General features: G+C 39.3%; 28 protein-coding genes. 4 read left to right on the top strand and 24 right to left on the bottom strand.

Annotated elements, in window-relative coordinates; all coding sequences use genetic code 11:
* A partial coding sequence (locus tag BS63_RS0103315) for an IS30 family transposase (protein WP_028798430.1) occupies positions 1-242 on the top strand: 242 nt, incomplete at its 5' end.
* Positions 243-437: 195 nt separating this feature from the next.
* Here the strand turns inward: BS63_RS0103315 and BS63_RS0103310 are convergent.
* The 6 genes from BS63_RS0103310 to BS63_RS1000000111685 all read right to left on the bottom strand — a co-directional run bounded on the left by BS63_RS0103310 (position 438) and on the right by BS63_RS1000000111685 (position 4,210).
* Positions 438-1,415, bottom strand: coding sequence for a BtrH N-terminal domain-containing protein (locus BS63_RS0103310; protein WP_002960705.1), 978 nt, complete (start codon positions 1,413-1,415; stop codon positions 438-440).
* Positions 1,416-1,446: 31 nt separating this feature from the next.
* The gene (locus BS63_RS0103305) at positions 1,447-1,980 is read right to left on the bottom strand and encodes a PadR family transcriptional regulator (RefSeq protein ID WP_002960707.1); all 534 of its coding nucleotides are present in this window, start codon (positions 1,978-1,980) and stop codon (positions 1,447-1,449) included.
* Positions 1,977-2,621, bottom strand: a complete 645-nt coding sequence (locus tag BS63_RS0103300; RefSeq protein WP_002960709.1) for a GyrI-like domain-containing protein — start codon at positions 2,619-2,621, stop codon at positions 1,977-1,979. The genes BS63_RS0103305 and BS63_RS0103300 overlap by 4 nt, the downstream gene beginning before the upstream one ends.
* Before the next feature lie 588 nt (positions 2,622-3,209).
* Positions 3,210-3,449, bottom strand: coding sequence for a KH domain-containing protein (locus tag BS63_RS0103295; RefSeq protein ID WP_002960710.1), 240 nt, complete (start codon positions 3,447-3,449; stop codon positions 3,210-3,212).
* Between the two features lie 11 nt (positions 3,450-3,460).
* Complete coding sequence (gene rpsP, locus BS63_RS0103290) at positions 3,461-3,733, bottom strand: 30S ribosomal protein S16 (RefSeq protein ID WP_002960712.1); 273 nt, start codon at positions 3,731-3,733, stop codon at positions 3,461-3,463.
* Positions 3,734-3,898: 165 nt separating this feature from the next.
* Entirely contained in the window at positions 3,899-4,210 is a 312-nt protein-coding gene (locus BS63_RS1000000111685; RefSeq protein ID WP_080566235.1) for an ArsR/SmtB family transcription factor, read from the bottom strand.
* Positions 4,211-4,308: 98 nt separating this feature from the next.
* On the opposite strand from BS63_RS1000000111685, the gene BS63_RS0103285 reads away from it, so the two are divergent.
* Positions 4,309-4,656: a nuclear transport factor 2 family protein gene (locus BS63_RS0103285; protein ID WP_002960720.1), complete on the top strand. Its 348-nt coding sequence runs from the start codon at positions 4,309-4,311 to the stop codon at positions 4,654-4,656.
* A gap of 345 nt (positions 4,657-5,001) precedes the next feature.
* Here BS63_RS0103285 and BS63_RS0103280 read toward each other — a convergent pair whose 3' ends face one another.
* From BS63_RS0103280 to BS63_RS1000000112365, 17 genes are all read right to left on the bottom strand, one after another.
* Positions 5,002-5,814: an SDR family NAD(P)-dependent oxidoreductase gene (locus BS63_RS0103280; RefSeq protein ID WP_002960723.1), complete on the bottom strand. Its 813-nt coding sequence runs from the start codon at positions 5,812-5,814 to the stop codon at positions 5,002-5,004.
* Between the two features lie 64 nt (positions 5,815-5,878).
* The gene (locus BS63_RS0103275) at positions 5,879-6,724 is read right to left on the bottom strand and encodes an alpha/beta hydrolase (protein WP_002960725.1); all 846 of its coding nucleotides are present in this window, start codon (positions 6,722-6,724) and stop codon (positions 5,879-5,881) included.
* The gene (locus tag BS63_RS0103270) at positions 6,708-7,928 is read right to left on the bottom strand and encodes a PTS sugar transporter subunit IIC (protein WP_002960726.1); all 1,221 of its coding nucleotides are present in this window, start codon (positions 7,926-7,928) and stop codon (positions 6,708-6,710) included. Before BS63_RS0103270 ends, BS63_RS0103275 begins: the two co-directional genes overlap by 17 nt.
* A gap of 478 nt (positions 7,929-8,406) precedes the next feature.
* Positions 8,407-9,648, bottom strand: a complete 1,242-nt coding sequence (locus BS63_RS0103265; protein WP_002960728.1) for an ABC transporter permease — start codon at positions 9,646-9,648, stop codon at positions 8,407-8,409.
* Between the two features lie 12 nt (positions 9,649-9,660).
* Positions 9,661-10,365 carry an ABC transporter ATP-binding protein gene (locus BS63_RS0103260; RefSeq protein WP_028798429.1) on the bottom strand — a complete coding sequence of 235 codons (705 nt, stop codon included), beginning with the start codon at positions 10,363-10,365 and terminating at the stop codon, positions 9,661-9,663.
* A 5-nt stretch (positions 10,366-10,370) separates the two neighbouring features.
* Entirely contained in the window at positions 10,371-11,522 is a 1,152-nt protein-coding gene (locus tag BS63_RS0103255; protein ID WP_019768633.1) for an efflux RND transporter periplasmic adaptor subunit, read from the bottom strand.
* A 420-nt stretch (positions 11,523-11,942) separates the two neighbouring features.
* A complete protein-coding gene (locus tag BS63_RS0103250; RefSeq protein ID WP_002960733.1) occupies positions 11,943-12,407 on the bottom strand; it encodes a hypothetical protein in 465 nt (154 codons plus the stop codon).
* 558 nt (positions 12,408-12,965) lie between these two features.
* Positions 12,966-13,262: a bacteriocin immunity family protein gene (locus BS63_RS0103245; RefSeq protein ID WP_002960736.1), complete on the bottom strand. Its 297-nt coding sequence runs from the start codon at positions 13,260-13,262 to the stop codon at positions 12,966-12,968.
* Between the two features lie 35 nt (positions 13,263-13,297).
* Entirely contained in the window at positions 13,298-13,588 is a 291-nt protein-coding gene (locus BS63_RS0103240) for a bacteriocin immunity family protein (RefSeq protein ID WP_019770998.1), read from the bottom strand.
* 122 nt (positions 13,589-13,710) lie between these two features.
* Complete coding sequence (locus BS63_RS0103235; protein ID WP_002960740.1) at positions 13,711-14,151, bottom strand: hypothetical protein; 441 nt, start codon at positions 14,149-14,151, stop codon at positions 13,711-13,713.
* Positions 14,152-14,247: 96 nt separating this feature from the next.
* Positions 14,248-14,601: a hypothetical protein gene (locus tag BS63_RS0103230; protein ID WP_019786472.1), complete on the bottom strand. Its 354-nt coding sequence runs from the start codon at positions 14,599-14,601 to the stop codon at positions 14,248-14,250.
* Between the two features lie 405 nt (positions 14,602-15,006).
* A complete protein-coding gene (tnpA, locus tag BS63_RS0103225; RefSeq protein WP_028798428.1) occupies positions 15,007-15,432 on the bottom strand; it encodes an IS200/IS605 family transposase in 426 nt (141 codons plus the stop codon).
* Between the two features lie 281 nt (positions 15,433-15,713).
* Positions 15,714-16,748: a DUF6568 family protein gene (locus BS63_RS0103220; protein ID WP_002961298.1), complete on the bottom strand. Its 1,035-nt coding sequence runs from the start codon at positions 16,746-16,748 to the stop codon at positions 15,714-15,716.
* A 49-nt stretch (positions 16,749-16,797) separates the two neighbouring features.
* A complete protein-coding gene (locus BS63_RS0103215; RefSeq protein WP_028798427.1) occupies positions 16,798-17,202 on the bottom strand; it encodes a hypothetical protein in 405 nt (134 codons plus the stop codon).
* Positions 17,203-17,227: 25 nt separating this feature from the next.
* Positions 17,228-17,371 (bottom strand): hypothetical protein, encoded by a 144-nt coding sequence (locus BS63_RS0103210; protein ID WP_028798426.1) that lies wholly within the window; start codon positions 17,369-17,371, stop codon positions 17,228-17,230.
* A 69-nt stretch (positions 17,372-17,440) separates the two neighbouring features.
* Positions 17,441-17,869 carry a hypothetical protein gene (locus BS63_RS0103205; protein ID WP_002961294.1) on the bottom strand — a complete coding sequence of 143 codons (429 nt, stop codon included), beginning with the start codon at positions 17,867-17,869 and terminating at the stop codon, positions 17,441-17,443.
* A gap of 649 nt (positions 17,870-18,518) precedes the next feature.
* Positions 18,519-18,734, bottom strand: coding sequence for a Blp family class II bacteriocin (locus BS63_RS1000000112365; protein ID WP_002961293.1), 216 nt, complete (start codon positions 18,732-18,734; stop codon positions 18,519-18,521).
* A 317-nt stretch (positions 18,735-19,051) separates the two neighbouring features.
* On the opposite strand from BS63_RS1000000112365, the gene BS63_RS0103195 reads away from it, so the two are divergent.
* On the top strand, positions 19,052-21,199 hold the full coding sequence (locus tag BS63_RS0103195; RefSeq protein ID WP_002961290.1) for a peptide cleavage/export ABC transporter: 2,148 nt from the start codon (positions 19,052-19,054) through the stop codon (positions 21,197-21,199).
* Between the two features lie 12 nt (positions 21,200-21,211).
* Positions 21,212-21,985, top strand: a complete 774-nt coding sequence (locus BS63_RS0103190) for an HlyD family efflux transporter periplasmic adaptor subunit (protein ID WP_002961287.1) — start codon at positions 21,212-21,214, stop codon at positions 21,983-21,985.
* Positions 21,986-22,102: 117 nt separating this feature from the next.
* On the opposite strand, the gene BS63_RS0103185 is transcribed toward BS63_RS0103190, so the two are convergent.
* A complete protein-coding gene (locus BS63_RS0103185) occupies positions 22,103-23,449 on the bottom strand; it encodes a sensor histidine kinase (RefSeq protein ID WP_002961285.1) in 1,347 nt (448 codons plus the stop codon).

Genomic DNA, 23,449 nt, shown 5'->3' with positions numbered 1-23,449 from the left:
GCTATCCTCTGGTAGAGAATTTAGGAATTTCCTTTTTCTTTGCGGACGCCTATTCATCCTGGCAGAGAGGAAGCAATGAAAACGCAAATGGCTTACTAAGAGAATATTTCCCAAAGAAAACAGATTTAGCCGCTATCTCTGATGAGGTTTTGAATAAGGCTTTATATGATATCAATCACCGACCACGAAAATGTTTAGCTTACAGAACTGCTAGTGAAGCTCTAGAGGATGAGTTCAAGTAAATGTTGCACTTATTCTTGCAATTTATCACCTAAAAAAGAAATAGAAAACGTTCGTCAGTTTAGCTTAAAGCTCAACCATCAGTAAACAGAGTAACTCTCGTCAACCGAACATTGGATAAACACCACAAAAAGCGAAAAACAATCAATGTATAATTACGACGTAAACATATTGATTGTTTTCCCCTTACAGATTCTTTAGATTTCCATAAGTAATGTCATTGCCTCTTTTTCTTTTCCTGAAAGGTTCTTCATTATTTCTGATGCGGCTAATATAAATCGTCTATCTTTTGTATCAGCAACTTTTTGGAATAATTCAATAACTTGTGTCCAACCATTCGCGATCTCAACAAATAATTGGTAAGCATCCCTAATAACTCCATTCTTTGTGATAACATAGGCCTCATTTAGAAAATCACAATAGAGATTTCTAAAGATAGCACCACCAGTACCTGCTCTCTCCATCAAGATTGCAGTTTTTCCAAAATCTTCTGCAGTGGTCTGTGAACCATCAAACCACTTGATGACCTCCTCACTTACTTTTTCAATACCTCTATATTGCATATTCTTGATTGACGGACTTAAATAGTCTACTGCGTTATTCCGTATCGCTTTTACCACAGCCATCTCTAAAGATATCAAGTCCTTTTCTTTTTCAATAGTGTAAAATAAATTCTTAGAGGACATAGGACCTTTCTCGCTTCTTGCCAGCGCCAAACTTTCAAGCGATGTGCTGACTTGGCAACCTTGCTGATCCGTGTCTACTAAAAAAGCATCCTGATTTTCGTAACCAATGATAGCAACATAATGGCCTGCAAAGTGAATAGGATTAGTGAAATAATCCAAATGATAACAATCTAATTTCAGACCGACTGCCTTACCACTATCCAGCAAGCTTTTTACAGATTCCCAAGCTTTAACTTTAGAAGAGGTTTCCTTAACATCAAGTTTTAATCCAAGATTTTTCGTGATGTTTTGCGTCAGACGGTCGGGTTTAATTCTCCCACCTATAAATGGCATATTCGAAGATTTCATCTTCCAAAAAACAAAGCTTAGCCCTTCTCCCAGGCCGAACAAGAGCGGTTCACTTAAAAAGATACCAAGTTGATTCAAAAGGGTTCCTGTAGCAGTCGTCTCACAATGTTGTCCGATAAAAGGTTTTACATCCAATTTCATCCGCTATCTCCTTTGATGATGTATAATGCTTCTATCCTTCCCTTGATTGCAAAATATCAATTTCCTCCTCTAACCAGCCCAACTCTGCTTGGAGCATGGTCATGCCTAAGCCGAATAATTGCTGGGCAGAGCGCGGTGCAAAACCTTCCCTTGCTTCTTGTAATTTCAAGACCTGCAAGTCCTCTTCTAAAACTTTCTTACGTATCTTGAAAGCTTGTAACAAATCCTTTGGTGACATATTTTGACTATTAGCCAAGGCAGTCATGAAATGTGAATTGGCTGGTTGGCGCTCTAGCAAACGCTGTTTGGTTTTTTCTGTCAAAACTGTTAGTCCCAAGTCTGTAATGGCATACTCTTTTTTCTCCTTTCCTTTTGCTGGTGCACTTTTAGCAAGCTCTTTTTTCTCCAGTTTATCAAGGACATAGTATATCGAAGAGAAACCAACCTCGGTCCACCGCCTCATCCCCCTGTCTTCAATTAGCTTTTCAATTTGATAACCATGTCTAGGCTGCTCTGCCAATAGTCCTAGAATCAACTCTTCTGTTAAAGATGTCTTAATGCTCATTTTTTACTTCCTACTTTTTTGATGGGATGACGAATAATTGTTTTTAGCTTATCTGGCGCCACTTTACGGACATCACCAATATAGATTTCATGGTGCATACGTTCATCGGTAATATCCAGTTGATATCCCTCTTCCTCCATGTAAGCATGCATGCGTTCAACTGTTGCAGGCTCGTCATTGTAGGGACCGATATGCAGACATTGAACACACAGACCTTCGTCATAAGTGAAATATTCAACCTTGGAAAAATCCAATTTCTTTTTGATAGTCGTTTGTTTAACTGCCCAGTCAAAATCTTCCTCGCTAACAAAATCAGGCAAGCGAAGAATCGCAATAAAGTGAAAATCCCCTTTGCGATTATAATCTGCACCTATGATTCCCTCTTGCCACCAAAAGCCTTCAAGTGGTGGGACGACAAAATCAAAATATCCTTCCATCTTGTAGTCTGTCTTTTTGCTCATTTTAATGGCATAGGCCAGCGGATAAAGTAAACTGATAGCTTGCTTATATTCACCTCCTTCTTCATTAGGGTCACCCTGTCCTCGAACTGCCAAAAAGTTCATTTTAGGGATCTTGACAATCGTCGGATTAGTCTTTGTCGGATACAACTCCTTCAACTCTTTTTTGAAATCAAATGCCATGACATTTTCCTCCTTTTGGAATATCTTTTTTGATTTGTATATTCTAGCATTAGAATATTATCTATTTATATTCTATCACTAGAATATAATTTGTCAAGCAAAAACAGCAAACCGTGAAGTCTACTGCTCTTACACTATTTTAATTTTTGCTAACCTAAGATTTATTAATCTACCCGACTTCTTTGACGAAAAATAATCCTCCAATTACCATAGATAAAAAACCAGATTAAGCACCTATTTGTTCTCACACCGCTTGTTCGATTCAAGAGGGCATATTACTTAGACATGCCAAATCCGACAGCACTACACAGGTGTAGCCTTCAATTTCGTAAACACTTGTGTTTAAAACTGCTTGTGGGAGCTCTGCTTTTTTCCACCTTTTATCGGAAGCACCAGATTCTTCATACTTAGGATGAAGGACCTCTAAAGATTTACCACTCTGTCGATTTTCTGAATCAAGGTGAAATTATTTATATTCAATTATGATACCCCTCCCACCTTCAAATTTTGTATACTCTGCCTAATATTCCTTGAGTATTCAGTCTTTTGGCATAAAAGCAAAAAAAGCAGCGGACAATCGCTACTTTCTTACTTTTCATCAATAATGATTCTAACCTTTTTGGTCTCAACGGGTACCGAATAGACAATCGACCTTATCGCTGTGATGGTTCGACCTTTTTTGCCGATAATCCGACCAATATCCTGAGGGTCTAAGTCCAGATGGTACTCCAAAAATTCAGGACCGTCCTCAATTTTGATGCTGAAGCTATCTGGTTTTGAAATCAAAGGTTTAACGATAGCGATAATAAGATTTTCAATGGTATCCATAGGTTAAGCTCTTATTTTGAGTATTTAGAATCGTGGAATTTCTTCATAATTCCTTGGCGTGAAAGGATATTACGAACAGTATCAGAAGGTTGAGCTCCCTTAGACATCCAGTCAAGGATACGGTCTTCCTTCAGGGTTACTTGGTTTTCAGCAACCAATGGGTTGTAAGTTCCAACAGTTTCGATGAAACGACCATCACGTGGAGAACGTGAATCGGCAACATTGATACGGTAGAAAGGTTTCTTCTTAGAACCCATACGAGTCAAACGAATTTTTACTGACATGTTTAAGTCTCTTTTCTATAGTAATTCTTGCTTAGCCATAGCTCTCCTACGACTTTACTTAGATAGTATAACAGAATACCCAATATCTGTCAAGAAAAAATCTTGACAGCTCTATTAAAATAATCTGCTCTATTTTTTCAGTTTAATCAACAAACAATAGAAATTTTAATCTTGGGAATAGCTGTTAAAAATCGTTGGGAATAATCGGGGAAAGCGTTTGTTAATGTCACTCTGTCTTAAAGAGAGATAACGATGTCTTCCTTCGATTCTTACATAGATGACACCAGCTTCACGCAGAACTTTATAATGATGCGATAAGTTACTCTTTTTAGCTAAACTGTTAAAATAACTGCAGCTTACTTCTTCTCCTAAATCGAATAATTTAGAAAAGATTTGCAAACGAATGGGATCGCTTAGGGCATATAAAACTTGTGATAAGGATATTTCTTGGGCTTCTGGATGAAATAAATCGGGCATAATTTTGAGTTTATTCAGTCCTTTCTTGAAAAATTTTATTATTATGTTATCATTTAATTGTTCAATGATTATCAAACAACGTAAAGGAGGTTGTTACAATGACCATATTGGATCGCTATTTTACCCTATCTGACCAAGCTGGACAAGATAGAGAAAAGTTTGACGAACTCTGCACACTCTTTGATGAGCAAGCTACCATAGAACCACATAATGGGAAAGCTGTCCATGGGAAGGAGGCCATCATCAATTTTTTCAACGATTTTTTCAGTCGAAATCCTGTTTGCAAACACCTTTGGCATACCAGTCAAATCTCTGAAAACGAGTTTAGAGTGGATTGGGGAGTTGTATCACAACGCTCCGCTAATGACTATTTTACCCTGACTGGCAAAGATTTTGCAACCATCAAGGATAGTAAGATCAGTCATCTTAAAATTGTTGCAAATTAATAGCAGATTTAACTAAATTCATACGCCCTATATAAAGAGAACGGTCGACAGAAATCAACCGTTCTTTTTATATTTATAATTGGCAAATCAAGTATCAAGGGCAGCCAGAGCGGCTGTCGTATCAAAGCCCAAGCTAGCGATTGAGAAATAATCAATATAAAAGCTTGTTAAACTTTTATTGTCCCACAGCCAAAATCATTTCAACAATATATTGAAAGACCTCAGGATTGTTAAGAAGATTGAATCAGCCTGCTTGGCCTCTCAGTACAAACTAGACAGGGTGTATGACCCTCGATATTTCTTCCAGTCTTTACACTCAAAAAGGCGATAGGCTGATTAACACAATTAGCGTTGGATAAATCTTTGTAATAACTTTTCCATAAGCGGAGAAGGCACCAGCTTGGTAAGGCGTATGAGGAAGCGATAGCCTCTGCCAGGATAATGAAGCAATTTATTAGCTCGCAAGGCAGCAAGAGATTCTTTCGCACATTGTTGGGGCGTGATTTCAACCTTTTTCAGAGGATTATTGTCTGCAAAATCCTGAGAAGAGCCAGAACCACCACTGCTGGTCCCAAAATTCGTAGCAACAGGACCAGGCTGAATCTCAGTAACATGTACTCCGGTGCCCTTTAAATCAATGCGAAGGCCCCTGACCAAACCATGGATGAGGTTTTTACTAGCAGAATAGTGGACCAGACTAGGCATAGGATGAGTGGCAGCCCCTGCTCCCATAAAGAGGATATTCCCCTGATTACGAACGATGGCAGGTAAGAAAGCCTGAGTGAGCAGAGTCGGAGCCAAAGCATTAGCAACTGTAGCCTTCTCAACAGTATCTAGATCTAAACTATCAGCCAAGCCGCTGACTCCATAGCCGACATTATTTACCAAGCTATCAATATTAAGATGTAACGCTTCAACTTGCTTAATAGCCTGGAAAATTCCCTCAACAGTTGATAAATCAGCACTGATAGTGAAGACTTCAAGGCTAGGATTTAGGGCCTCCAGGGCAGTCTTAGCTTGGGAAAGCTTGACCTGATTCCGAGCAAGGAGGACAATCTCTGCTGCTTCTCCAGCAAGTAGTTTTGCCAATTCTAACCCGATGCCAGAACTTCCGCCTGTCACAATAATCGTTTTTGGTTGTCTGTTGTACTTTCGCATAAGAACCCTCCATTCTTATAGCTCTGAATAAGTCATCTGCTCTACAAGTAGCTAGCTACTGGCATTAATTTCTAACCTTCACAGTCTTATCCTGACGGTTGGTAAGAATCTTTTCTGCAATATACTGAATAACTTCCGGGTTACTTGGCAAATCCGAATGACCAGCCTCGTCGCCCGATACCGTTACCTGCGTATAGTGCTTGGCCGTCTTTTGGAAGATATATTTACCAGTCTCAACACTGGCAAAAGGAACTATTTTGTCACCGTCATAAGACTCTGTCCCAGCGAGATTGTAGACACTCAAGCTTGCCGGAATTTTATCCTTAGCAGCCATTAAATCTTTTAGCATCTGAGTTTTGTTAGACATATTGGTTTCCTCAAAATTGTAGGGTGTCCCAATCGTCAGCAGATTTTGCATATCAAAATCATCTGCATCATAATATTTTTCCAAAAAGATAGTCCAGTTGAGACCACCGTTGGAGTGACCAATAGCATTAAAACGTTTAAACTTGTACTTTTCCTGCAGGGTTGTCATGGTCATATCAAGCCACTCCGCTTGCTTCTTGATATTAGCATAACCATCCTGGTTATTTTCAAAGGCAATCACAATAAACGGTTGGCGATCCTTGTTATTAACCTTACCAGAATAGCTGATACTATCATCCTTATGGACCGTTAGTTTGAGAACGCTATGGTTTTTTTCTCGACTATTTAAATCTGCTATCAAATCATTAAAGCGCTCCTGATTAGCATCTGAACCAGGTACCAAAATAGTTGGGGTCATTTGTGAATTATAAATTTTTGCCTTGTGGGCCGTCATCTGATTAATATAAGACTTTCCAAGGAAGGTCATGACGATTAAAACTAGTCCTACGAGAATCAAGTAGAGCCACTCAATGCGTTTTTTCATGGGCAACCTCCTTAGACAGGGCAATTTTTACAAATGGCAAATAAATCAGAACAGATAGGACCAAAATTACCAGGGTCACTAAGAGATAACGCCAGTCACCGTTGGATGCCAGAAAGCCAAATAAGAGACTAGGTGTCCCGTTGGGAACCGTGTAGACGGAAGGGCCTAACCAACCCAGCTGTAGGCAAAGAGCTCCCAATCCTTCTGCAATAAGGGTAGTCACAACCATTGGCAGCAAAAGAATCGGCTGCAAAATGACCGGAAGACCCAATAGGAAAGGAAGATTTTGGTCGAAGATAATTGGAATCATCGTCCAAAGAGCCAAGCGTCTATAGGGGGGATACGACCGTCGCCGACTCTCAATGAAGACAGCGATAGCTAAGGCTAAAATAAGCCCAACACCTCCAAACATGGCAAAGCTGTCCTTAACTGTATAAAGTGTGAATAAATGAGGAATTTTATCAATACTTTGGTTGAGAGCTGCACTTAAATTATCCCCTACTACTGTCAGTTCTGTGTATGGATGAAGAAGAACGTTTGGAATAACAAAACCAAAAATGAGAAGAAAAATGGCTAACAAAGACCAAAGGAGCACTTGCCACAAATGACTGGGACCGTTCCCCATCCAATCTGAAAAACTCATTTGCAGAAGATACTCCGGTTTAAAGCTCGGAAAATGTTTGAGAAAATTAGAAATAAGATAAATGGAAATCAAAATGATTCCTAAGCCTGAATATGCTAAAGCTTGAGACTGCCATCGCCATAAACGAACAACCAAGATAATAGCTAAGCTTATAAAAATCAACAGCAGCCAGGAAGGTTGGCTAAGGGGAGTACCATCAGCCCCTTGAGCAGACTTTGATACTGTCAGCCAGACGGCTAAAAAGCCTAGAAGACTGGGAAGGTAGGAGTCTGCCTTTGAATGCTCCAAGTCACGCTTAATAAAACTAGCCACAAAAAAGGCTGACATGAAGTAGGTCAAAAATCGCAAGACATTAGAAAGGCTTTGGGAAATAAACAGCCACCAGCCTTGCAAGTAAAAGTCCCACTGGCTGGTTTCTGCCAGAAAGGAATTTTCTGAAATTAGAAGATTATAACAGATGGCCAACCAAGCGTAAATCATCGCAAATGGGAAGACATCGCTAAAACTCTGATAAAGCTGGTATCGAAATTTTAAGAAATACTTGAAATAAGAATGCTTCATGAAACTGCCTTTTACTGAATAAGCTGTTGAATCGTAAGACCATTATAACATTTATGAGGTAGGAGAAGAAAAGATAAAATGATAGCCAACTATAAAAACGGTTTATCAGAAAGTCATTACAAAAACGGCTGATAATCTATCAATCCATTTCTTCCTAGCAGTGTTTGAAAAAGAATAATCTTAGAAAAATTAAAGTTGCTTCATCGCAAATAGCCCTTGTTTTATTGATACTCCATTAAAATCAAAAGTTAACTTTTTGATAGTTATCACAGAAGGGATATGAAATCCTTGTCAATAGATAGTGGGAAATGAGCTTTTAAAAACGAAATAACTTATAAATCTTATATTTGAAAATACCATTTCCTATACACTTTCAGTATCGGCAGGATTAATGATGAGATACTATTGCTAGGTGCAGAGTAAAAAAGAAAACGACCTCACAGAGATCGTTTCAATACTATTTTTATAAAACATTCGATTATTCATAACGCAGAGCTTCAATCGGATCCAGCTTACTGGCCTTATTTGCCGGCAGAATACCAAAGACAATACCAACAAGGACCGAGAAGAATAGACTAATTAAGATGGTACCGAAGGAAATACTTGGCCTTCCTAACTGCGCCAAAAGTCCCTCTGACTTAGCTAAGAGACCAACAATTCCTCTAGCCAACAACAATCCAATCGCACCCCCTATTAGAGTTAGGAGGACTGACTCAATCAAAAATTGCATCAGGATATTTGAACGAGTCGCTCCCAATGCCTTCCGTAAGCCAATTTCTCTGGTGCGCTCTGTAACTGATACCAGCATAATATTCATAACACCGATACCACCAACAATCAGAGTTGTTGCTCCGATCAGGCCAATAAAGAGAGAAATACCAGAAACTTGCGCTTTATATTGAGCAATCGCTTCTGTTAAATCGTAAGTCTTAAATTTTCCACTACTTGCCCCAGACAGTTTGGTCAGCTCTTTTGCTGCTGCCCTTCCCGAATCTAATGACTTATCAACATCAGGGACATGGACGTAAATAGCACTGATTTCATCCAAATTAAATTCAGAAGCCAACATACTATTTGTAAAAATAGCATTTCCTGACGCCATACTGTATGAGGTATCAGCCTCGTTGGGATCTTTATAAACACCAACAACTCGGAACTGTTTGCCACCTATCTCAACGATTTGATTGAGAGCCTCATCATAGCTTGAAAAAAGCTTATCCGCCAATTTTCTATCAATCATGGTATAACGGGATAGCTGGGTATAGTCCGATTCTTCCAAACGGCGACCAGCTAGAATTTTAAGACTGCGAACTTTAAAATAGCTTTGACTAACTCCCGTTAGAGTAACCTGTTTCACTTTTTTCTTGGTCGAAGCAACATTTGCGGTTGTCGTATTAGTAATATAATAGCCAGAAATTCCATCAACGTTCTTAACGATGGTCTCTAACCAAGCCTCTTGAACTTTAGGGGCACCTTTAGGCATTTGACCACTAGCCAAAGCTTCATTCTCATCTTCTGTACTACCAGATGATGAGACATAATAGACTTGAACATCATGTTGGGCCTTACTGATGGTATCAGCCATCTTGACCTTAAAGCCATTCCCCAAAGCTAAGACAAAAGACACCGATGCTACACCGATAATAATTCCCAACATAGTCAAGAAAGATCGCATCTTGTGCCCCATGATTGACCCTAGGGCGAATTTCCAATTTTGCATTATAAACCTCCCCTAGTCAATCCGGACACTTTCGGTCGTATCCTGAGTAATCTCACCATCACGAATGACAATCTTACGCTTGGCGTAATCAGCAATCTCTGGCTCGTGAGTAACCATAATAATAGTCTTCCCCTCTTCATTGAGCTGGGTCAAGAGTTTCAAAATCTGGTTACTGGTCTTAGTATCCAAGGCTCCTGTTGGCTCATCAGCCAAGATAATGGAGGGATTATTGACCAAGGCACGTGCGATAGCCACCCGCTGCTTTTGTCCACCTGATAGTTCCGAAGGCAAGTGCTTGCTGCGGTCGGACAATTCAACCTTTTCCAAATACTGCTGAGCCAACTTATGCCTCTGGGATCCACCAACTCCAGCATAAATCAGGGGCAATTCAACATTATCTTGAGCATTGAGTTTGGAGAGCAGGAAGAACTGCTGGAAAACAAACCCTAACTCCTCATTACGAACACGAGCCTGTTCCTTGGACGTCAATCGCTCAACAGCCTGTCCAGCCAGTGTGTACTCCCCTGAGGTTGGCTTATCTAAGAGCCCAATAATATTCATCAAAGTTGATTTCCCAGAACCAGAAGGCCCCATAATCGCTAAGAACTCCCCTTCATGAACAGTCAGGTCGATACCTTTGAGCACCTGCAATTCCTGGTCACCATTTTGATAGGACTTGGTGATACCCTTTAGCTCCATTAAAACTTTTTCAGCCATAGTCCTCACCCCTTATCAGATGATGCTATTTCTGATTGTGACAACTTTTGACCATCCTTGAAGTCCTTACTTGGATTAGTAATAACGGTTTTACCCTCATCAAGGCCAGCAACGATTTGTTGGTTCTTGGCATCTGCATTGCCTAGTGTAACTTGAGTCTTAGAGATGGTACCTGTCTTGCTGTCATAAACCCAGACATAGGAACGATCTCCAGAGGTTGTCACAGCCTTGACCGGAACCAAGATACTTTCAGTACCACTCTTAACCTCAATTGAAGTTGAGAAGCCTTGCTTGAGGTCACCAATATCACTAGTGATATCTACCTTGTAATTGTAAGACGAACCTGATGAAGAAGAAGTCGAGCTATTAGATTGGCTTGACCCATTGGTCGTATCATTTTTCTCATTAGGATAGTTGGAAATGTAGCTAATTTTACCAGTCCATTCCTTACCAGGGTAGACCTTGGATTTAATGGTAACTTCTTGACCAACCTTAACATTAGCTAGGTCGTATTCGGTCAGAGTCCCCTGAATTTGCAACTGGCCTTCGCTAGCCACATGAACCAATGTTTGGCTGGTCTGACTAGAAGGGTTGACACTGTCAGCTACTTCAACTACCGTTCCCGAAACATCACTGAGCACAGTTGTCGAATTGAGGGCCAATTGAGCCTTTGTTACCACGCCCTGTGCATCCGCATAGGCATCATTAAGAGACTGCAACTGGCTATTATATTCAGTTGTCCCTGCAATCGAAGCGTTGGCTGTCTTAAAATTTTGAATATCAGATGCTGCCTTGTTGAGGGCACGAACAGCACTATCGTAATCAGCCTGAGCAGAAGTTGCATCATACTGAACCAAGGCTTGACCAGCAGAAACCTGATCCCCTACATGGACTTGAATATTAGGGGTACTTCCCTTGTTTGGCTCATAATAAACATACTGCTCAGATACCGACTTAACCTTCCCAGACAAAATGGTTGAGGAAGCTAGGTTGCCCTTGTTTGCCTTAGCAGTCTTATAGAGGTTTCCGGAACCACCAGCCCCCATAAAGGCTTTGACAATCAAAAAAGCAAGTACTAGGGCAGCAAAAACTGAAATTCCAATCAGAGACCACTTCTTCCTTTTAGACATGGCCTTCTTCTTGCGTGTACGTGTCATCTTCTTACTCCTTTTCTAAGGCTGATGGAACAGCCCAACTTACCCTTTTAGTTTACCAATAATCCAAGTTGATTCACTTACAAATTTGTAAGTTTTTCAATTGTATTACTTTCATAGTATAGTTTAAATTATAAACTTAAAAAAGTCAATAGGTAATCGGTATTAAATGCAATAAAATAGGATTTAAAAAATTTGATTATCAAACCTTAATTGTATTAGTAATCATAAAAAAGATAAGCTAGAGATTATATAATACAACCCCTCTTTTAGTATACCTAAAATTCTAGTCTAATAACCAGTAAAGTCGTGAAAGGGCCAAATAAAGTCGTCAACCGGCATTTTTGAGGGAATCTTCGCTATAAATACCTCTCATCAGACCTTCTGCATACAAAAAAGAGGCCCTTGCCTCTCCTTTTGCTATTAACCAACCTCGTTAAGCTGTTTAGCTTTGAGGTAGGTAAAGACGATAAGAACCACTTGGACTAAATAAAGGACTGTGCTAAACCAACTAAAGCCAGACAATACTTGATTGATGATTGGCAAAATGATGAAAGCCAGGCTCAAATAGTAAGGCCAGTAACTAATATAGTCCTTATTCTTGACAGCCCGATGATTCCTAAAAAGCAAATAAACCAGAATAGCATTGACGACTAAGGCTAGCAGAATACTGATTAATACCCAAGGAGTCATACTATTACGGAGCTGTTCAATCTGCTGGCTAGTCATTCCCGACTTTTCATAATTTTCAGGATGCTTCAAGATGGCCATATTCATGTAGTAACCGGCAATCCCAAAAACATCCATAACCAGACTGAGAATCTTCCAGATAAAGAGGGTCATATTAAGAGATTTGAGAGTGCCCTCTAGTTTTTCAATAGAAATCATAAGTGCTCCTTCCACTTTTAAGAGATGAACTAGTAATTTTCTCATTGTAGCCTAAAAAGGTTATGTATAGGATAAGACCGCAAATGAAATAGATGCTAGGACCACTAGAGCTTACAAATCCAAAATTGCGATAGAGAAATGTAATTAGAAAATTAATCAAACAGACGAGGGACCAGAGATAAAAAGGCAGGAGACTCATTGTTTGATCTTTTCGGATTCGCCCAAGTTGAGACTGCCTCTGATAAAACTCAAGAAGGTTAAGCAATCGCACCCAGATAACAGAGCAAAGTCAAACTAAAGATAGTACTGCTCACAACATAGTTAATCTACTTCTCATTTCATATATCCAACTTTCATAAGAAAATTGCTTCTAATCCCATATGCAGAGATACAACCAGTTTCATCCCTACTATACCACATTTTCAAGAACTTACTTCCCATTTGTCATGAAATGGTCAAAATTTGTCGTGAACGGGAGATTTTGATAAAGAGGAGGTGAGGCAAAAATTGTTAAGTTAAATAATCAACTTGTCCTACTCCAACTCCTAAAGCAATCTTTTAGTAACCATACCTAATATTGGACAGTTTCCTAATGGCAGCTAGATCTTTCTTGGACCTATCCGTCAAATCGGCTTTGCCTTCTCTAAGTAGCCTCGAAAGCTCAAAATTAAAGCGACTGAGGATAGTGGGAATCGGTGCCTTCCCTTCTTCCAGCTCTTTGCGATAGGACAGGCAAAATTCTTCCAAGACCTGATTGTTGTTTTCATCTCTCACTTCTGCTATCAATCTATCAAATAACTCAAGGGCGGCGGATTGTCTTTCATTACCACCGGAAAACCATTTTAATTGAGACATGCTACTCCTCCATCTTCAAATTAGTGAGAATCTTATTAGAAATTGTGACCAAAGATGACCAAACCTCTACCTAGTTCCTTATCCTGAAGGGAATGGTTGACCAGCTCTTTATAAAGCGATTTAAGAGGGGCAGTTAAATTAGATTTGATAGCTAAAGGTCGCAATTCAGTTTCCAGATCCTTGACGATTCTAGGCAGGTATTCTTTCTTTTCTAGTCTTTGCTTAGCTTTTTCCCGCGCTTGTCTTTCAGCTGGAGAAATTTCTTCGTTCAAGCTGGTTGCGATTAAATTCAATAATCGGGATTCCTTAGCTTGTCTTCTTTTCATGTTTTCTTTACCTATCTTCTTGCTAACTATTGAATAATCGTGACCTGCATCCCAAATAGACTGACTGACCAATATTGTCTTCGTCTCAAACGAAGGGACTAGGTGACTGCTACAAGTAGCTGCTAGTCTTCTTTCTCAAATTCTGCTTTTTCCAATTTCCTACGCTTCAACTCTTTATAAAGCTCGACACCATTCCAAATCATTATCAAAATGAGAAGAACAAAGAGAATCCAATGGACTGTATTGACATCACTATCTCGGCTGATAATAATTTTGTACGACAAAACAAGCAGACAAAAAGCCAAAGCGATTAGAATACCAAGGATTTGTTGAAAATTGTTAAAAGCCATGATTGGCTCAGAACGTGCTTCTATTTCTTTCTTTACTAGGTAGGATAAACTTGTAGCTATCAATAATACCACTAAAGCTGACAACCAGAAAATCAATGATTTTCCATAGGAAAGCCAGTTATAGGTTGCCAATCCGGCTATAAAGGCTAGAGACGTCAACATTAGATAGGTCCAACGGAGAACCTTGGTTGAAAGTTTTGTCAAAATAGTCATATCTAACCTCTATTGGTAAAGCTAATTTCTGTGTCTAGAATAGATAGGCTGGTTCATTATGCAGGATTGAATTCGGAAGGGCCACCTAAAGATCTATTACTTTCTGCCCTTATTAATATACTTGAGGCCCCAAATTAGGAGGCCTGTTAAGATAAAACTGATGACACCAACTACAAGGGCGAAAACAAACTGGTAGAACTCCGACACCACACAGGCTCGAAAAAATGCATAGATAGTTAAGGAGGAAAAAGCCAAGATAGATAAATACTGGGCCAAGTTAGAATTTTCATTGAAGATTTTCCCTCTTTTCTCCATATAACTAGCATTGAGCAAAGCAGTTAAGAGAAAGAGGACAACTAGACCAGCTTTCAGCTCAAGAGGCCACTCCAAAAATTCATCACTAACAAGAAGCTTCAGAAGAATTAAGGCCATCAGTAGTGATATAACCATCCGAAGCTCTGTGCTATAAAATAACTCTTTTACTTTTTTCATTTGACATCCTAGAAATCTAATTGTGGTGAACTAAGTGATTTTGAATGCGAGCGACATTTTTCAAGTTCATCTACAGAATACCAAAATTTGCCATCTGTGCACGTTTATGTCGTGAAAGGGTCAAAATTTGTTGTGAACGGGCTTCGATTCAAATTAGTAATACTTCTAGCCATCCTATTCACGAAAAATGCAGCCTCATATCGAATTTTTGTTAGAAAAATCATACCCCCCCCCGTCAAACGAGTGGTTTGCACAGGGGCTATAAGCCCCAAAAGCTAGCCAGCGCCTAAAGACGCTGGCTTTCACTTTGTTCAAGCCTCACTGCTCTTGACGCGTCACTTGCCTCTTAAAGAGGCATTCGTATTACTTGCCATCACCCCTAAAGGGGTCTTCATATTCTTTGACGCTCAATTTATCTAGAGCTATGTCATGTTTTTCTTGGTCTTGGATATATTTCTTTATTGTGGCTTCGTTGAGTCCAACCGTACTCACATAATAGCCCTCTGCCCAGAAATGCCGATTCCCAAATTTATAGTTGAGGTTGGCGTGTTTGTCAAACATCATGAGAGCACTTTTACCTTTCAAATAACCCATGAAACTTGAGATACATATCCTTGGTGGGATGCTTACTAACATATGAACATGATCTGGCATCAGATGACCTTCGATAATGTCTACACCTTTATAATCACATGGCCTATGAAATATCTCTCCGAGACTACTCTTGTATTGATTATAGATGACTTTTCGTCTATACTTAGGGGTAAAGACGATGTGGTACTTACACATCCACTTTGTATGTGATAAACTATGTGCTTTTTTGGCCCCTCAACTTTTTTATTTCAAGGCTTCGGCAAAAATCATCCTCTGGATAATTTTTCTTCTCCTCCCGTTTTACAATCGGCTTGAACACCTTTATTGTAGCTCGTTTGGAGTTTTTTGTGTATAATTATTGATGCACACCCGCATGGCGGGTGGTTTAGTTGTTTCGCACCTACGGAGCGAAACTGACTAAAGTCGCTAATTAAAAAAGATGTTCAAATTGAACATCTTTTCGAGTGGGATGCGGTTTAAACTCCAAACTTGACTAAAAGTCTGCCGATAAGGGATACAACCTTATTGATAACCTTGGTCAACGTTTTTGTGTCCAATTTTTCTGATTCAGACTTTACTTCTGCTTTTGTCTGACTTTGGTCATTTGTGTCCTTCGTGGCAGTTGAAGGCTGTTCTGTCGCTTGATTAGCTTCTGTCTTTGTTGCTTGTTCAGCCGTATTTCCACTAGCTGCTTGGCTTCCTTGATTAGTCGCAGTTCCCTCGGAAGGACTTGTTGTGGTATTTTCTGACTTAAAGACTTTATCATATAGCTCTTGAGCAGTACCGCCACTTCCTAATTGACCAGAAACAATCTGTCCCTTCTCCAGATGAAGAACTGTCGGTGTACCGAAAGCTCCAATTTTAGTTCTCAAAAACTCTTTAGCTACCGAACTGAAATCGGCACTGTCTGTATTATAATAATAGACTTGACCAGCTGAAAGGGTGTTAAAGTCCTTGATAACTGGAGAAAACTTACGACAGTAAATGCAGGTCGGACGGCCAAGATAGAGAGTATAACTACCATCTTGATCATCAAACATGTGGTAAACATCTGCCATGGTCACCTGTTGAAGGTCGGCGACATTCGCTTCATATTCCTCTGTCGAGATATCAGAGTTGTCTTGTCCCTCTTGACTGTCACTTTCGGTTACCGAAGCAGTTTCAGTCTCAGACTCAGTAGCCTGTTGGTTCTGATTAACTACTTCTTCGGTAGTTTGAGTGGAGGCCACTTGATTGTTAGAATCAGGTGCTTCTTCTTGTTTAGCTGTAGTTTCTTGTACCTGGGCAGTCTCTTGGGAAGTTGTTTGAGACTGTCCTGTTTGATTAGATTCAGTCTGACTACTCTCTTGATTGGTTACAGCTGGTTGATTTGCTTGACTATCAGCTTGGGACACTACTGCAGCTGGTTGCTCTTGGGTAGAGATTTGACTGACTTCATCAGCTGAAACCGCACCACCAACTAGGAGCAGGGCAGTTGCTGAAAATAATAGAAATGATTTATAACGATTCATGAATAACTTTTCCTTTCACATAATTAAAAATATTTACTATAACTAACTTTTATCTTTTTCTAAGTAGTTTAATTAAATACAAGAGGTTCCAAATTATCGTTAAAATTAGTAGAATACTGACAATAATTAAAGCAATACGTTCTGTCATATCAGGGTCAGTGATTGCTCTATAAACACAAATAAGTAGGATAAGAAAACCTATTATTACTAAGGTAACAATCGTCTGAGTAGGACTAAACTGTTGTTCCGCTACTGGACGATCCTTTAATTCTTTATAAGAGATGTAAGCTAAAGAGAAAGAGCCCAAGGTCAGAATTCCTAGGCAAACACTCAACCAAACTGGGCCTTTGTTACCAATTAAGATTAAAACAAAATTAGCAACAATAAAACCCAGTAGAACGCCTCCAAGTCTTATAAATTGAAGAGCTTTTGAACTAAGTTTTGATGGTTTCATACAATCACATGTATTTATATTGGGTTCACTTCTTTTGATACCAATTCCAGCCAATAGGCATACTAGTCCCAACCATAGTATAAAGAAAGTCTTGCCACCAGTCACCACCTTTGACAGCTGATAACTCTTTCCTAGAAAATTTTTCGTAATTATCAAAATTGAATTTCATGTCTAATTTTCCTTTTCTATATTTTTTCCTAGGCGTTTAGTTCCAAGAATATAGTTCTATCACTGAACATTATTTTTTAGAATCTTTATCTTTTCTCCACTTAAGTTCTTTATAAATCTCCACACCTTTCCATATCATTGTTAGTATGGTAAAGATAAAAAGTAACCAATAGACCATGTCGACATCACTATCTCTACTGATAAATAATTTGTAAAACAAAACAATTAGACAAATAGATAAAGCGATTAAAACACCAAAAATCTGCTGAAGTGTGTTAAAACTCAAGATAGACTCAGCACGTGCCTCCAATTGCTTTTTCACCAGATAAGCCAAAGAGGAAGCCACTAATACTAACAAAGCAGTTGGTAACCAAAATATTAATGTTTTCCCATAGGAAAACCAGCTAAAAAATGCTAATCCACCTATAAAAGCAAGGGTTGTTAAAGTCAAATAGGACCAACGCAAGTGCCTTGTAGAAATACGTTTTAATTTTTTCATTTGAGGACTTCCTATTCTTAGAGTATTGTTCTTATCTAGATTTTTAAAGTTAAATACAGTCAATTATTAAAATGCCTATTGAATATAAAATAGACAATGTCTTGTACTTCTCAGATTTTGAAAACTGGATATACTTAGACATTGTCCATCTTCATATCAATTCAGTGTAGGAAGGCGACATAACCAATCGCTCCGACTCCAAGTACATATGGATACCATACAGCATTGGAGCTCTCTCGACTAGTCCTGATAAGACTCCTATGAGAGTGACAGTTTCAGTAGAATTCTTCATGGCATATACTATACCCTGAATTTAGATACTTTTTATTATCAATTAAATTTTTAGATAAAATCACTTTTTATCTTTTTTCCAAAGTGTCATTCCTAAACCTACTAAACACAGTAATGCCTAGATACATAAGTATCAATATACACAAAACTTTACCTGTTGTATTTCTCATATTTACATCACTTTTTATCCGAAAAATAAACTAAAATATTTGCTATTATAATCATTATAAATCCAAGAACTGCAACAATTTTCGAGATAGGCCACAATAACCATACAAAAACAAATGAAAGCGGTAATAGACCTAATGCAACAAGCTTATTATTTCTCATTTTTCTAACCTAACTATGTTTAGAAACATCAGTGTGTACAATAATAATAGTTTGCACCTGCAGCAAAAGCTTGTGCTCCCAGATACAATGCAGCTGCGGGCAAGACAGATGATCCGACTGCTGCAGCTCCAAGCCCTATTGCAGTTGCAGCTGATGCTAAACAAGCCCCTGTCCCTCCACCTTCAACGGTAGATAAAGCTTCAGTATCCATAACGTCAAATTTTTCAATCGCTTGAGTTTTCATCATAATACCTCCATTCCTGTTAAGAGAAGTTAAAAACTTCTATGGATTTAGTTGACGGAAAGTTTGCTGGCTGATCAGTTCCAGCTAACTTTCGTTATTTGTCTCTCACGAGGACAATTATAGGATACCCAAAATTTTCGTCTGTGCACGTTTATGTCATGAAACGGCCAAAATATGTCGTGAACGGGCGTTGCCACTAACTAGAGAAAAATTCGACTTCCTGTTCATGACTCAAAAAGCTCCTTTCACGACATGGATGAAATTTTCCTGTCTTTTTATGCCATAATAACTCTGATTAAGCTTTTAAAGGAGTTTTTATGAATTTTTACAAATTTGTTCCTCAGATTGATGCCAGAGACTGTGGAGTTGCTGCTCTCGCTTCTATCGCCCGTCATTACGGAGCAAACTATTCTTTAGCCCATTTGCGTGAACTGGCCAAGACGGATAAGGAGGGGACAACAGCTTTGGGTATCGTGGAAGCTGCCCAGACCATGGGCTTTGAGACTCGGGCTGTCCGAGCTGATATGAGCCTTTTTGAAGAAGAGGAGATTCCCTATCCCTTTATCGCTCATATCAATAAAAAGGGCAGACTACAGCACTATTATGTGGTTTACAAGGCTAAGAAAAATCATCTGATTATCGGCGATCCCGATCCAAGTGTCAAAGTAACCAAGATGAGTAAAGAAAGGTTTGAACAAGAATGGGATGGTATTTCCATTTTCCTAGCTCCAGAGCCAGCCTACAAACCCCATAAGGATAAGAAAAATGGTCTATTGAGTTTCATCCCAATCATTCTCAAGCAAAAGGGGCTTATCTTCCAGATTAGTTTGGCCAGCCTTTTAATGACCTTGATTGATATCTTGGGCTCCTACTACTTACAAGGGATTCTAGATAGTTATATTCCCAATCAAATGACTTCAACCTTGACCATTGTCTCGCTCGGTCTGGTCATTACCTATGTTATTCAGCAAATTATGGCCTTCTCACGGGACTATCTCTTAACAGTTCTCAGTCAGAGGCTCAGTATTGATGTGATCCTGGCTTATATCCGTCATATCTTTTCCTTGCCCATGTCTTTCTTTGCGACAAGGCGAACGGGGGAGATTACCTCACGTTTTTCAGATGCCAATTCTATCATTGATGCTCTGGCCTCAACTATTTTGTCCATCTTCTTAGATTGTTTTATTTTAATTATTATCGGAGCTGTTCTGCTTCTGCAAAACGCCAACCTCTTCCTCCTAACTTTGCTGTCTATCCCAATCTACACAATTATCATCCTTGTCTTTATGAAACCCTTTGAAAAAATGAACCAAGATGTCATGGAAGCCAACAGTATGGTTAGCTCTGCTATCATTGAAGATATCAACGGGATGGAAACCATCAAGTCGCTGACTAGTGAGGATACTCGCTACCGCAATGTTGATAATGAGTTTGTTGATTATCTAGATAAGTCCTTTAAACGCCACAAGTACGAAATTTTACAAACTTCCCTTAAAAAGGGAGCCCAGCTGATTTTAAATGTCGCCATCCTCTGGTTTGGCTCAACACTGGTTATGGTCAATAAGATCTCCATTGGTCAACTCGTTGCCTATAATTCTCTCTTAACCTACTTTACCAATCCGCTGGAAAACATCATCAACTTACAAACCAAGCTGCAATCGGCCAAAGTAGCCAATAATCGGCTCAATGAAGTTTACCTTGTTTCCTCGGAATTCGACCAGAAAACTACGAAAGTTAATCAGGAGGCTCTGCCTGGAGATATTGTCTTTTCTGATGTCTCCTACAAATACGGGTTCGGTCGAGATACCCTGACCGACATTAACCTTAAAATTGCCAAAGGTTCGAAAATCAGCTTGGTCGGTATCAGTGGCTCTGGGAAAACGACGCTGGCTAAACTGATTGTCAACTTTTTCCAACCCTACAAGGGAGAAATCACTATTAAGAGCCTAAATACCAACCTTTTGGATAAAAGGCTTCTTCGCAAATATATCAACTACCTACCTCAGCAACCTTATGTCTTTTCCGGAAGCATCTTAGAAAATTTGACTTTAGGTGCCGACGAGTCTGTCAGTCAAGAGGACATCATGAAAGCCTGTGAGATGGCTGAAATCAGAAGAGATATCGAGCAAATGCCACTGGGTTATCAAACTGAGCTATCCGATGGGGCGGGACTCTCAGGTGGTCAAAAACAAAGGATAGCTCTGGCACGTGCCCTCCTGACAAAGTCACCGATTATGGTCTTAGACGAAGCGACTAGCGGGCTAGACGTCTTAACAGAAAAAAAGGTCATTGACAACCTGATGAAGATGACCGAGAAAACCATTATTTTTGTGGCCCACCGACTCAGCATTTCTGAGCGGACTGACAAAATTGTTGTTCTTGACCAGAGAAGAATTATTGAAACAGGTCCCCATCAGGATTTGCTTAAAAAGCAAGGCTTCTACTACCAACTTTTTAATAAATAAGCGGAGGTTACCATGGATAAAAAATTACTGAGCAGTTCTGAATTTTACCGCAGGCGCTACCAAAATTTTGCGACCTTGTCGGTTATCCCAATAGCTTTACTGGTGATTTATCTTATTGTCTTTTCGATGTATGCGACCAAAGAAATTGTCGTTACCAGCACGGGTGAGTTGACACCAGCTTCAAATGTTACTTCTATCCAATCTATCAGTGATAATGCTATCACAACCAATAATTTACGAAACAATAAAACCGTCAAAAAAGGCGACACCTTACTCAAATACGAAAAAACAAAATTAGATAGCCAAACCCAGCTCTACCTTGAAGAAACTGGCCAGGCTATTCAAGAGGAAAAAGCTCCAGAAGTCAAGGCGACACAAGACGGCATCCTACATTTAGAAAAAGATTATAGCGGTCAAAAAGCTATCCCAAACGACACGACTATCGGGGAAATTTATCCTAATCTTCAAAAGGAGAAAGCTATCAATCTCACTTACTATGTCAACTCAAACTATATTGCTAGTATTAAGACTGGACAGTTGGCTAGAGTTAGCTTAAAAGGCGATAATAATAAAAATCTCCTTCTCAAGGGAAAAGTGATTGCAATTGATAAAACAGCAACAATGACAAAAGAGGGCAATGTCTTTAAAGTAAGGGCTAGAATAGACCTCGAAAAGCAAGAGAAAAAATATCTCAAATTCGGCCTCCAGGGCAAGGTGACTAGTATTGTTGCTAGGAAGACCTACTTTGATTACTATAAGGAAAAGCTCCTAGCCTCATTCAACTAATAAGAGACATAAAAGCTCCCAGATCCAGCAGATTTGGGAGCTTTTGGTCTTTTACTACTCTTTGAAATCAAAAGGAGGCAAGTTCCTACTTTTGACTCTTATTGGGAAAGTGATGTCTCATTCCTGCACCTCCAAATGTTGAGTAAAGAGGCCGTTCTGGTTGCTAGTGTTGAGTCTAACATTGGGATAAGTTGAGAGGATTTTCTTGACGATAGCCAGACCCACGCCCCTGTCTTTACCCTTGGAAGAGACGCCCGTTTGGAAGAGCTGAGCGATATTGTCAGTTTTTTCTTTGGTGCTATTGGCCAGGATAAAAACATAGGTATCGTCATGTTTAAAATAGGAAATCAAGAGTTGCTCATCCTCGGATTCATTGGCCGCCTCGATAGCATTGTCCAAGAGATTGGAAACCAGCCGAATAAAGTCTAGACTGGAGAAACTGACGGGAAGTCCAATGGGGTTGAGAATTTCCACTTTGATATCCAGTCCCAAGTCAATAGCCTTGGATAATTTGGACGAAAAAATACTCTTCAAAGCATCGTCTTTGAGATTAGCCAGATTAGCAATCTCGAATTCCTTGGTACCCAGAATTTGGTCGGATTCCCGAGTAATCTCATCCAGAGTCTGACGAACACTAGCCAAGTCATCATGGTCAGCACTATAACGGAGGCTGGTTAGGATATTACTATAGTCATGCCGGAAGGAGCGAATCTTAGCGTAGAGATTTTCAATCTGGTGGCTATAATCAGTGATATTTTTGAGCTCACTTTCTTTTTGAGAGACTAAGCGTTCCTCATAGATTGTCGCAACTTTAAAATTTAGCATCGAAATGAAGGATAAAAAGACCAACATAAACAGCGTACTAGTATTAATCCGGAAGTTTGCTGCCTCTGTTGCATTAATCAAACCAAAAGGAGTGACGAGAACATAAGTCAACCAGAGAACTAGAAAATATGCCAAGAAAAAGATGTTATGGAATAGGATAACCGATTGAATACTTTTATCCTCTACGACTTCATTTACCCTCAGAAAATCCATTTTGAAATAGCGAATAATGACTTCATTTCCAAAAAGGGTCAGCAAAACCTGCAAAATTATAGAAACAATTGGTAGTTTTTGTACCGCAAAATGCGGAAACAAAGGGACGACAATTACAAAAAGTGTAAACCTAGCTATGATATCAACTCCTAATTTGACATAGAAGGCAAAGAAGAGTTTTAACCAAGTGTTTGTCACCTTTTTACTGAATTTAAAAATCAGTAAACAAATTAGAGCGAATTCAAAGAACTGATTAGTGTAAAAGAACTCGGTCAGCCAGAGGTAGGGTAAACTGCTGACGACTAGAAAGGCCAGTTGATAGGCCCAAGGTATGCGAATTTTCAGTGAGCGTCTAATAATGAATAACTCAACAAAGGACCAGAGCAGCATCTGGAAGGTCCGATTTAGATAGACTAAAGAAAGCAT

Source organism: Streptococcus sobrinus DSM 20742 = ATCC 33478 (assembly GCF_000686605.1).
GTDB lineage: Bacteria > Bacillota > Bacilli > Lactobacillales > Streptococcaceae > Streptococcus > Streptococcus sobrinus.
The sequence above is the reverse complement of the archived record's forward strand: the minus strand, read 5'-3'. Positions and strand labels throughout refer to the sequence as shown.